Source organism: Streptomyces coryli, assembly GCF_011044975.1.
Classification (GTDB): domain Bacteria; phylum Actinomycetota; class Actinomycetes; order Streptomycetales; family Streptomycetaceae; genus Streptomyces; species Streptomyces coryli.
Window position 1 is genome coordinate 1 of the sequence record NZ_JAAKZV010000264.1, and the last position, 10,385, is coordinate 10,385.

At 69.4% G+C, this 10,385-nt stretch carries 11 protein-coding genes; 5 read left to right on the top strand and 6 right to left on the bottom strand.

Annotated features, from left to right (window positions below):
* Nucleotides 1-276 precede the first annotated feature (276 nt).
* On the bottom strand, nucleotides 277-1,305 hold the full coding sequence (locus G5C51_RS35360) for an SGNH/GDSL hydrolase family protein (protein WP_165243826.1): 1,029 nt from the start codon (nucleotides 1,303-1,305) through the stop codon (nucleotides 277-279).
* Between the two features lie 101 nt (nucleotides 1,306-1,406).
* Between G5C51_RS35360 and G5C51_RS35365 the strand changes: the two genes are divergently transcribed.
* On the top strand, nucleotides 1,407-2,825 hold the full coding sequence (locus tag G5C51_RS35365) for a cystathionine beta-synthase (RefSeq protein WP_165243828.1): 1,419 nt from the start codon (nucleotides 1,407-1,409) through the stop codon (nucleotides 2,823-2,825).
* On the opposite strand, the gene G5C51_RS35370 is transcribed toward G5C51_RS35365, so the two are convergent.
* Nucleotides 2,753-4,357, bottom strand: a complete 1,605-nt coding sequence (locus tag G5C51_RS35370; RefSeq protein WP_165243830.1) for a recombinase family protein — start codon at nucleotides 4,355-4,357, stop codon at nucleotides 2,753-2,755. The two genes, G5C51_RS35365 and G5C51_RS35370, sit on opposite strands and share 73 nt — an antisense overlap.
* Nucleotides 4,358-4,511: 154 nt before the next feature.
* Nucleotides 4,512-5,054: an MOSC domain-containing protein gene (locus G5C51_RS35375; protein ID WP_165243832.1), complete on the bottom strand. Its 543-nt coding sequence runs from the start codon at nucleotides 5,052-5,054 to the stop codon at nucleotides 4,512-4,514.
* Nucleotides 5,055-5,199: 145 nt separating this feature from the next.
* Between G5C51_RS35375 and G5C51_RS35380 the strand changes: the two genes are divergently transcribed.
* Genes G5C51_RS35380 through G5C51_RS35395 form a run of 4 tightly spaced genes read left to right on the top strand, consistent with a single transcriptional unit; the run spans nucleotide 5,200 to nucleotide 8,776 of the window.
* Nucleotides 5,200-5,847 carry an ABC transporter permease subunit gene (locus G5C51_RS35380; RefSeq protein ID WP_165243834.1) on the top strand — a complete coding sequence of 216 codons (648 nt, stop codon included), beginning with the start codon at nucleotides 5,200-5,202 and terminating at the stop codon, nucleotides 5,845-5,847.
* Nucleotides 5,844-6,989: an ABC transporter ATP-binding protein gene (locus G5C51_RS35385; RefSeq protein ID WP_165243836.1), complete on the top strand. Its 1,146-nt coding sequence runs from the start codon at nucleotides 5,844-5,846 to the stop codon at nucleotides 6,987-6,989. The genes G5C51_RS35380 and G5C51_RS35385 overlap by 4 nt, the downstream gene beginning before the upstream one ends.
* A 3-nt stretch (nucleotides 6,990-6,992) precedes the next feature.
* The gene (locus G5C51_RS35390) at nucleotides 6,993-7,787 is read left to right on the top strand and encodes an ABC transporter permease (RefSeq protein WP_165243838.1); all 795 of its coding nucleotides are present in this window, start codon (nucleotides 6,993-6,995) and stop codon (nucleotides 7,785-7,787) included.
* Nucleotides 7,784-8,776, top strand: coding sequence for a glycine betaine ABC transporter substrate-binding protein (locus G5C51_RS35395; RefSeq protein ID WP_165243840.1), 993 nt, complete (start codon nucleotides 7,784-7,786; stop codon nucleotides 8,774-8,776). The genes G5C51_RS35390 and G5C51_RS35395 overlap by 4 nt, the downstream gene beginning before the upstream one ends.
* Nucleotides 8,777-8,975: 199 nt before the next feature.
* On the opposite strand, the gene G5C51_RS35400 is transcribed toward G5C51_RS35395, so the two are convergent.
* The 3 genes from G5C51_RS35400 to G5C51_RS35410 all read right to left on the bottom strand — a co-directional run.
* On the bottom strand, nucleotides 8,976-9,407 hold the full coding sequence (locus tag G5C51_RS35400; protein ID WP_165243842.1) for a hypothetical protein: 432 nt from the start codon (nucleotides 9,405-9,407) through the stop codon (nucleotides 8,976-8,978).
* Nucleotides 9,408-9,466: 59 nt separating this feature from the next.
* Entirely contained in the window at nucleotides 9,467-9,970 is a 504-nt protein-coding gene (locus tag G5C51_RS35405; RefSeq protein WP_165243843.1) for a cysteine dioxygenase, read from the bottom strand.
* A gap of 10 nt (nucleotides 9,971-9,980) precedes the next feature.
* A partial coding sequence (locus G5C51_RS35410; RefSeq protein WP_476715150.1) for an amidohydrolase family protein occupies nucleotides 9,981-10,385 on the bottom strand: 405 nt, incomplete at its 5' end.

The window sequence follows — 10,385 nt, forward strand, 5'->3', positions numbered from 1 at the left end:
GTTCGAGGGCGGGCAGGGAGAGGATCGGGCGCGGTAGGCGCGGTAGGCGCGGGGGCGCCCTCGTCCTGCCCGGGCGGCGTCTTGGCGCGGGCTTACCGTCGCCTGCTCGCCTGCTCGCCTGCTCGCCTGCCCGGCCGTGGCCCGGCAGGCCAGGCTGATGCCTCGCCCAGTCGCCCCCGCTCACCGGGCTCAGCCGCAGCTCGGCAGGCCAAGCCGCCCCGCCCCCGCTCACCGGGCTCAGCCGCAGCTCGGCAGGCCAAGTCGCCCCGCCCCCGCCTAAGCCGCCGCCGGCTCATCCTCCGACGGAGATACCCGCCTCCGTCGCCGATGCTTGAGCAGTGCCCACGGTCCCCGTCCCGCAGGGGCCGGGACCGCCGCGACCTCCGTGCCGCCCTCCTCCGCCGCACGCGCTGCCGCCGTGGCGACCGGCAGGAAGCCCTCCTCGCGCCGGGCGTCCGGGCGGTCGTCCTCTGCCGGCCACAGGCCCAGGGCAGCGCACAGTGTCGGCAATACCGCCATCGCCGCCGTCGCGTAGCCGTCCGCCGAGGGGTGGTAGTTGTCGGGGCCGAACATCACGCGCGGGTTCGCCTCGAACTCCGGGCCCAGCAGGTCGCCCAGCGACACCGTCCGGCCGTCCTCCTCCAGCACCCCGATCGTCTGGGCCGCCGCGAGTTGGCGGGACATTCGGCGGGCCAGCCAGCGCAGCGGCTGGTAGACCGGCTCGATCGTGCCCAGGTCCGGGCAGGTGCCGACCACCACTTCCGCGCCTGCTGCCCGTAGCCGGCGGACCGCGTCCTTCAGATAGCGGACGGACTGCGCGGGTGGCATTCGGTGCGTGACGTCATTCGCGCCGATCATCACCACCACCACGTCCGGGCGGAAGCCGAGGTCGTCGAGCAGCGTTGTGACCTGGCGTTCCAGGTCGTCGGACTGGGCGCCGGGGAGCGCCACGTTCCGTAGCTCCACCGGGCGCTCCGCCACCGCCGCGAGGCCGGACGCCAGCAGCGCCCCCGGCGTCTGCCGCGGGCGGTGCACGCCCTGGCCCGCGGCCGTGGAGTCGCCGAGGAAGCCGAGTCGCAGTGACTCCCCGCCGCGCAGCCCCGCACCCCCGCGCCCGAAGGGCGCCCCGTACAGGCCGTCCGCCCGCGGCGGTTCGTCGTCCGAGCCGCCGACCGTGCGCCGGGCCAGGCGGACCTCGGTCAGCAGCAGGCCGACCGCCAACCCGCCCATCAGTCCGATCCCGCCGCCGCCATACGCCGCCGCCGCCGCGATGCGCCGTGCCACGCGCGCCCTCGACATCGTCATAGGCTTGGCCCCACCTCTCCGTTGCGGCGGTAGACGTACTAAGAGCTTGTTGCCCGATTCCGTCCCGAACGCAACAACGTGCTGATCACCTGGAGCATGCGGTGCAGTATTACGAGTCCATGATCGATCTCGTCGGCAACACCCCGCTGGTCAAGCTGACCCGCGTCAGCGCCGGCATCGAGGCGACCGTGCTGGCGAAGGTGGAGTACTTCAACCCCGGCGGCAGCGTGAAGGACCGGATCGCCGTCCGGATGATCGAGGCGGCCGAGAAGTCCGGTGAGCTGCAGCCCGGCGGCACGATCGTCGAGCCCACCTCCGGCAATACGGGTGTGGGTCTGGCGATGGTGGCTCAGCAGAAGGGCTACAAGTGCATCTTCGTCTGCCCGGACAAGGTCTCCACCGACAAGATCAATGTGCTGCGCGCGTACGGCGCCGAGGTAGTCGTCTGCCCGACCGCCGTCGACCCCGAGCACCCCGACTCGTACTACAACGTCTCCGACCGCCTGGTGCGCGAGACCCCGGGCGCGTGGAAGCCGGACCAGTACAGCAACCCGAACAACCCGCTCTCGCACTACCACTCCACCGGCCCGGAGCTGTGGCAGCAGACGGAGGGGCGGATCACGCACTTCGTCACCGGTGTCGGCACCGGCGGCACCATCTCCGGTACGGGGCGCTACCTGAAGGAAGCCTCCGAGGGGCACGTGAAGGTCATCGGCGCCGACCCCGAGGGGTCCGTGTACAGCGGTGGTTCCGGGCGTCCGTATCTCGTCGAGGGTGTCGGTGAGGACTTCTGGCCGACCGCGTACGACGCCGCGATCCCCGACGAGATCGTCGCCGTGTCCGACAAGGACTCCTTCCAGATGACGCGGCGGCTCGCCAAGGAAGAGGGGCTGCTGGTCGGCGGGTCCTGCGGGATGGCTGTCGTCGCCGCCCTGCGCGTGGCCGAGCGGCTCGGGCCCGAGGACACCGTCGTGGTGCTGCTGCCGGACAGCGGGCGCGGCTACATGAGCAAGATCTTCAACGACGAGTGGCTGGCTTCTTACGGCTTCCTCGAGGAGGAAGAGCCGACCGCGCGGGTGGCGGACGTGCTCCGGCACAAGGAAGGCGCGATGCCGTCGCTCGTGCACATGCATCCCGACGAGACCGTGGGTGAGGCCATTGAGGTTCTGCGGGAGTACGGCGTCTCGCAGATGCCGGTCGTACGGCAGGGGGCAGGACATCCCGACGTCATGGCGGCAGAAGTCGTGGGGTCGGTGGTCGAACGGGAGCTGCTCGACGCCTTGTATGCCGGTAGAGGGAAGCTGGATGACCCCATTGCGAAGCACATGGGTGCGCCTCTCCCACAGCTCGGTTCCGGTGAGTCGGTGGGGGAGCTGATGCAGGAGCTACAGAGTGCTGATGCCGCCATAGTGCTCATCGAGGGGAAGCCATCCGGAGTGGTGTCCCGTCAGGATCTGCTGTCGTTCCTGGCGGCCAATCCGGCGGATCCTGCTGCGACCGGGCGTACCCATTCCCGGTAGCGGATTTCCAGGAGGCCGGGATCGAACGGAGCGCATCGCGACCGTCCAGGCGGCAGAGGGTGTACCACCACGCATTCCAGCACCGTCTCGATGGCCGCGCGCCGTTCCGCAAGGCTCATGTCCGGCCAGGCGGAGGGGATGCAGGCCTGCTCCGGCTCCCCATTGGTTCGCGCTGTCTGCGTCGCCTCCAGGAGCGCAATCCGCTCCAACAGGCCATGGCGGTGAAGCACAAGGGCGGAATCTGTGCCGGACTCCGCGAGTAGACGGTCATCGAGCAGGCGCAGTTCCTCGTACAAGCGACGCAGGACTTCGGCGCCCGGTCGGGCGACTGCGTGCATGGGGGAAGACCGGCGCCTCTCGTCCATTACGGAGAGCACCATTCGCGTCAGGTACTCATCGACTGAACGCATGTTCCGGGCCGTCCTTCCGCATCCCAGTCGGGTGCAGGTGTAGACGGCGTTGTCGGGGTCGGCCGATGTCGGCCTGCGGACACCACCCATGCGCTGCAGGCAGGGATCGGCCGACGCGGTGGCTGCTCCGCAGCGCAGGGTGCCGCTGAAGAGGTACTTGCGCGGCCTGCCGACTGTCCCGCCGGGCTTGGGGCTGCCGTTGCTGAGCCGCGTACCGCGAGTGGCGCCTCGAGCCCGAGAGATCTCGACCAGCCGCTGCCACTCCGGAACGGAAGCTGGCTTGTCCCACTTGCCTACCACCGGCCGGCCTGTCGTGGGATCCAGGACGAGTTCGCCGTGGATGGCGCGGTATCCGCATAGGACAGGATTGACGAGCGCCTGCCGGACCGTCTCGCCGCTCCATGCTTTGCCCGACGCTGTAAGCACACCGTCCGCGTTCAGCCGCCGCGCGATCTCCTTCCAGGGAATGCCCTGGAGGCCGGCTTCGATCATCTTGCAGAGGATCGGCCACTCTGCGGTGTCCATGAGCATGTTCACCTGCACGCCAAGCGTCGGATCAGCTGCCTGCCAGCCGAAGCGGCGTCGGCCGCCCGGGCTGCTCCCGTCGATGGCCCTTCTCCGAACGCTTCGCCCAATGCGCCTCCTTGTGTTCTCCACCTCTTGCTCGCCCGAGAGGGCTCCGGGCACTGCCTGCTGCGGGCCCGGCCATTCGTACGGCTTCCCCCGTTCTACGAAAAGGCCGTCGCTCATGACGGTCACTGCTTGCTGGAAGGCGAGTCCGTCGGATTCGGTACGCCAGACGCGCTCCCGCTCGGTGGCGATCACGGCTCGCACCGGGAGCCCGTCCTGAGTCTGGCGGAAGAGTAATGCAGCGATTATTTCGCGAAAGGCTTGGCGTACCACGTGGGGGTTGACGGCGGACATGCTGTTGTCCTCGAAGGAGGCAACGATAGCGATGCCCAGCCGAGCGGCCGTCTCCAGATTGTCCTCGTGTTGATGGCGCACTCCGGTTCCGGCTTCCCGCAGTCGGCGACGGGTGGCCGAGCGCGCGCTCGGATCAGCACTGACTCGCGCGTAGTCGACGCCGGGAATGCGGCCCGCCAGCCATTGTTCGAACGGCATACCCTCTCGGAGGGCCACAACTAGGCCCGGATTCAGGAATGTTCTGGACCAGCCACTCATAACTCCCCCACCGGATGCATGTGCGCAATGCGATTGTCCGACCTGGTAACGACCCGCCATTCACGAAGTTACGGAGAGTAATCGACAGGGGTGTTCAGACCCGGTCCAAGGGCCGGTGAGGCCCGCTGGGAAGCTCCATTTTGATCGTGTCGCCCGGGCGTACCGGGCCGCCTTCTCGCACGATGCTCATGATTCCGGCCTTGCGCACGATGTTGCCGGACTTGTCACGGCCGACGACCTGCTTCAGCAGCCCGTCCTGGAAACTGTCGATCTGCAAGCAGGGATTGCGCAGGCCGGTCACCTCCAGCACCGCCTCACCGTCGATCCGCAGCAAAGTGCCGACCGGCAGGCCGAGTAGATCGATGCCGCGCGTGGTGATGTTCTCGCCCAGCTCGCCGGGCGCCACCTTGAATCCCTCACCACCGGCGTCGGCGAAGAGTTCCTCGTGGATGAGGTGGACTTGGCGCAGGTTTGGCCGGGTGGGGTCCTGGGCGACGCGCGAGCGGTGCTTGACCGTCACGCCGGCGTGTACGTCGCCTTCCACGCCGAGCCCGGCAAGCAGCATGATGCTGTCCCGGTTCGGCTTGGTGAACGAGTACTCGCCGTTGCGGCTGACTGCCGTCACTGTCCCGCTCATACTTCGCCTCAAGGTGTTGCCGCCTTCAGCCGCCGATCGGGCCGTAAGCCTATATCTGGCGAAGAGTGCTAAGTCGTAGCGCTTTGACCTGCGCTTTTATTGTTCCGTGACGTTCGCGGGGGCGCGCCCGGGGTAGGGGCGCGCCGTGGGCTTCTACGACTTTCTCTCCGGTAACTGGCCGGAGGTGCGGGACGCCACGGTCGATCACGCGATCCTGGTCCTCGAAGGACTCGGCATCGCGGTGGCGATCGGGCTGCCGCTCGCGGTGCTGATCTACCGCACCGTGCTGCCGCGCGCCGTCGTGCTCGGGATCGCCGGAATCTTCCTGACGATCCCGTCGTACGCGCTCTTCGGCCTGCTCATCACGCCGCTCGGGCTCGGCAACGGGCCCTCCATCGTGGCGCTGACGATGTACGCCTTCCTGCCGATCATCCGCAACGCCGTCGTCGGGCTGCGCGAAGTCGACCCGGCGGTGGTGGAGTCGGCGCGCGGCATGGGGATGAGCCGGGCGAAGATCCTGCTGAGCGTGGAACTGCCGCTCGCCTGGCCGGTCATCGTCACCGGCCTGCGGGTCGCCGCCCAGCTGCTGCTCGGCATCGCCGCCATCGCCGCGGCCGTCAACGGCCCGGGGCTCGGCAACCTCATCCTGCAGGGCCTGGACAAGGCCGGCACCCCCTTCGCCATCTACCTGACCATCGAGGGCGCCGCGGCGATCATCGCGCTCGCCGTGCTGTTCGACGCGGCCTTCGCGCTGCTCAACCGCCTCACGACGTCGAGAGGACTCAGCGCATGACTGACGTCGCCACCGGCACCATCCGGCTGGAGAAGCTCACCAAGTCCTACGACGGCCACGGCAAGCCCGCCGTCGACAGCCTCACCATGGACATCCCGGCCGGCGAGATCGTCGTCCTGGTCGGCCCGTCCGGCTGCGGCAAGACCACCACGATGAAGCTGATCAACCGGCTCATCGAGCCCACGTCCGGCCGCATTTACCTCGACGGCAAGGACGTCACCCGGGAGAACCCCGACCTGCTGCGCCGCCGCATCGGCTACTCCATCCAGCAGACCGGCCTCTTCCCGCACCGCACCGTCGCCGACAACATCGCGACCGTGCCGCGGATGCTCGGCTGGTCCAAGGACCGGACAGCGGCGCGCGTCGACGAGTTGCTGAACCTCGTCGGCCTGGACCCGGACACGTACCGGCGCCGCTTCCCCAAGCAGCTCTCCGGCGGCCAGCAGCAGCGCGTCGGCGTCGCGCGGGCGCTGGGCGGGGATCCCGAAGTGATGCTGATGGACGAGCCGTTCGGCGCCATCGACCCGCTCAATCGCGAGGCGCTGCAGAACGAGTTCCTGCGCATCCAGGCCGAGTTGAAGAAGACCATCGTCTTCGTCACCCACGACATCGACGAGGCCGTGAAGATGGGCGACCGGATCGCGATCTTCTCGCAGAACGGGCGGGTGGAGCAGTACGACACCCCCGAGAAGATCCTCTCCGAGCCGGCCAACGAGTTCGTGTCGTCCTTCATCGGCGCGGGTGCCGCCGTGCGGCGGCTCTCCCTCAGCAGGCTCGCCGACGTCGAGGTCCCGGACAACTGGCCCACGGTCGGCGCGGACGACTCCGCGGACCGGCGCCGCGTCGCCGCCGCCGGCACCGACCGGGACTTCCTCCTCGTCCTCGACGCCGACCGCAGGCCGGTCGGCTGGCTGCCCGCCGCCGAGGCCGCCGAGGACGGCCGCACGGTGCCGCTGCTCGGCGCCCTGGGGCCCGGCGACACCCTCTACGAGGCCCTGGACCGGATGCTCACCTACAGCTCCACGGGGCACGTCGTCACGGACGCCGAGGGCCGCTACCGCGGCGTCCTGGAGCTCGACTCGCTGCGCACCCTCATCCACGCCAACAACTCCGCGGCCGGGCAGAGCCAGGAGGTGTCGTAAGAGATGGCGGTCATCGCAGAGCCGCGGACCGACGCCGCCGTCCCGCGGGTGCGGCCGCGCTCCCCGCTGCTGGCATACGGGCGCCACGCGCTGATGCCGCTGCTCGTCGGCGCCGCCCTGCTCGCGCTCTACCTCTACGTCTCCGGCCACGAACTGGACCGCATCGAGCGCCGCAGCCTCAACACCGAGTACCTGACCAGCCGCATCTTCGACCACCTCGGTCTGACGCTGCTGACGACGGCGCTGATCCTGCTCGTCGCCATCCCGGCGGGCATTCTGCTCACCCGCCCCTGGGCGCGCCGCTGGGCCTCGCCGATCCTGGTCATCGCCAACATCGGGCAGGCGCTGCCGTCCCTGGGCCTGATCGTGCTGCTGGCGGTGAGCTTCGAGACCCTCGGCGTGAATCAGATCGCGATCATCGCCTTCCTCGCGTACGGCATCCTGCCGGTGCTGCGGAACACCATCGCCGGGCTGCAGCAGGTCGACCGCTCGGTAATCGAGTCGGCCCGCGGGATGGGCATGACGCGCGGCGCGGTGCTGCGTCGGATCGAGCTGCCGCTGGCCGTGCCGGTGATCCTCGCGGGGGTAAGGACCGCGCTGGTGATCACCGTCGGCACGGTCGCGCTGGCCACCTTCGTCGGCGCCGGCGGCCTCGGCGACGTCATCAACAACGGCATCAACTCCAGCCGCGACCTGGTGCTGCTCTCCGGCAGCGTGATGGTCGCCGCGCTGGCGCTGCTCGTCGACTGGGCGGCCGGGATCGTAGAAGACCTCCTCAAGCCCCGGGGGCTGTCGTGAAACGCCTGACGCGCCCAGTCGCGCTGCTCGCCGCGCTCCCGCTGCTCTTCGCGGCCGGCTGCTCGTCCTCCTCCGCCGGTACGGACCTGCCCTCCACGGCCACCGCCGCGCAGCTGAAGGGCGGGAGCCTCGCCAAGGACGTGGACCTCAAGGGCGTCTCGCTGACGGTCGGTTCGAAGGAGTTCACCGAGCAGCTGATCCTCGGGCAGATCCTGATCTACGCGCTGCAGGCCGCGGGCGGCAAGGCCAAGGACCAGACCGGGCTGATGGGCACGCCCATCGTGCGCAAGTCGCTGGTCAGCGGGGATGTCGACGTCTACTGGGAGTACGCGGGCACCGGGTGGACCGAGTTCCTGAAGAAGGACTCGGTGCTGCCGTCCGCGAAGAAGCAGTACACCGAGACGGCGAAGCTGGACCACCAGCAGAACAAGATCACCTGGTTCGGTCCGGCGAAGTTCGGCGACCAGTACGCCATCGCGCGGGCCAAGGACGCCACCGGCCCGGCGCGGCACGTCAACAAGATGAGCGACTGGAAGAAGCTCGCCAAGGAGCACCCGGGCGAGCTGTCGCTGTGCGGCGCGTCCGAGTTCCTGGACCGCGAGCTGGAGAACATGTCGGACACGTACGACGTCCGCTTCCCGCCCGCGCAGGTCACCCAGAACGCCTTCGCGCTGAACTTCATCAACGTCGCCAAGCAGAGCCCGTGCAACTTCGCCGAGGTCTTCACGACCGACGCCCGGATCAAGTCCATGGACCTGAAGGTCCTGGAGGACGACCGCGGCCACATCATCACCCAGCTGCTGGGCATGACGGTGCGGGACGAGACGGCGAAGGAGCACCCGGAGCTGGAGAAGCTGGCGCTGGCGCTCGGCGACAAGCTCACCCAGTCGAAGATCATCGAGCTGAACGGCATGGTCGACATCGACGGCGCCACGCCCCAGCAGGCCGCGCTGAAGTTCCTGCGGGACGAGGGCTTCATCGGGAAATGAGAAGTGTGATGGCGGGGACCGCCGCACCCTGGTGTTGCCACCAAGGGCGGGACGACGGCGGTCCCCGCAAGGGACGCGCAGTACGCGTCCGGCGTCCGTAGGAGGTCCGGGAGCCGCTCCGGTTGTCCTAGGCGCGACTCTTAATCTGCCGGAGCCGTGTTAACTGGCTGCTGCGCGCGCGTGACGGTTCGCGAAAGGTTCAATCCCAGTCCGAGCGGCTGCCCTTGCGTCGATCGAGCAGGGCGCTCTTGAACGTATCGCGGAAGCCGTGCACGGCATTGATGCCGACGATGCCGCCCCAGGTGACGAACAGCCCGGCGAGGCCCGCGTTCACCGCGCCGATCGCCGACAGCGGGATCGCGAGGATGAGCGAGATGGTGGCGAAGCCGAAGCGCTCGCCGAAATTCGAGCCGTCGCCGGACGGCGGCGCGGGGCGGCTGCCGCGGGCGACGATCAGCTGCTGCTCGGCGAGCTGCCGGCGGGTGCGCAGGTCGAGCTGCCCGTCCATGCGCTGCTGCACCTTGTCGAGGAAGCCCTCGATGAGTTCGTCCTCGTAATCGGGCCCGAGCTCCCTGCGGGTCTGCAGGGTGGCGTCGAGCTCCTTCTGAATCTCCGGATCACGCGCGGTCATGCATCTCACGGTACGGAAGGACCGAACCCGCGTCAGTGGTGCTAACCCCACCTTTTCCGTCAGCCGGCGACCTCGTCCAGCGGCCGCAGCTCGTCCGCGTAGCTCACCGAGACCCGGCGCATCACGCCGTCCCGGGAGATGTCGTACTGGCCGAGCCGCCACAGCGGCGGCGAGTACGCGTGGATCGACACGGCGTCGTCCGTCGCGCCGGTGAGGCGGTGGATGTGCTCGGGGCCGAAGCAGAAGGACTCGCCGGCCGCGACCGTCGTCTCCAGGTGGGCGCCGCCTATGCGCGGGTTGTGCTCGGTGAGCTCGCCCTGGACCACCCGGACCGCGCCGGAGGAGATGTCGTGGTCGTGCCAGCCGGTGTCGTTCTGCCGGGTCCAGCAGAGCAGCCATATGTCGACGTAGTCGTCGCGGTGGAGCGAGGCGTAGTGGCGCTCGTCGTCGCTGAAGGCGACCTCGTGCCGCCACCGCTCGGGCTGCCGGGCCAGCTCGTCGACGAGGGCCTGCAGCTCGTGCTTGGCGAGATTGCGGTGCGGGAGGTGGTCGTACGTGGTCATCAGGCTCCGTTCAGCCGTTGAGCAGGCGGTCGGGGTTGGTCGTGCGGATGGCGTGCAGGGCGGCCGCGTCGCCGAGGTCCGGGTGGACGGGTTCGGCGTACGGGCGGTCGCTGCCGGCGCAGAGGGCGTCGATGCCGGTGGTGCGGAGCATCGCGTCGACGGCGCGGGTGCCGTACGAGGAGGTCTCGTAGAAGATCTGCGGGTCGATGGCGCCGCGGCCGCGCTCGGCGGCGGACGAGCGGGCGGCGAGGCGCTCGCCGTGCAGCGGGGCGAGGCCCGCGAGCAGGGCGAAGCAGACCCGCAGCCGGGGGTGGCGGGCGCGGCCGAAGGCGCGGAAGGCGTGCCAGGAGGCGTGCATCTGCGCGACGTACGGGACCAGGGCGGGCCACCAGGACGGGGCGCCCTGGTCCCGTAC

Excerpts from the sequence above, each read along its gene's own strand:
- G5C51_RS35375 (WP_165243832.1), bottom strand. The coding sequence starts at position 5,054 with ATGAGCGGGACAGTGACGGCAGTCAGCCGCAACGGCGAGTACTCGTTC.
- G5C51_RS35400 (WP_165243842.1), bottom strand. The coding sequence starts at position 9,407 with ATGACCGCGCGTGATCCGGAGATTCAGAAGGAGCTCGACGCCACCCTG.
- G5C51_RS35405 (WP_165243843.1), bottom strand. The coding sequence starts at position 9,970 with ATGACCACGTACGACCACCTCCCGCACCGCAATCTCGCCAAGCACGAG.
- G5C51_RS35390 (WP_165243838.1), top strand. The coding sequence starts at position 6,993 with ATGGCGGTCATCGCAGAGCCGCGGACCGACGCCGCCGTCCCGCGGGTG.
- G5C51_RS35385 (WP_165243836.1), top strand. The coding sequence starts at position 5,844 with ATGACTGACGTCGCCACCGGCACCATCCGGCTGGAGAAGCTCACCAAG.
- G5C51_RS35370 (WP_165243830.1), bottom strand. The coding sequence starts at position 4,357 with ATGCCGTTCGAACAATGGCTGGCGGGCCGCATTCCCGGCGTCGACTAC.
- G5C51_RS35360 (WP_165243826.1), bottom strand. The coding sequence starts at position 1,305 with ATGACGATGTCGAGGGCGCGCGTGGCACGGCGCATCGCGGCGGCGGCG.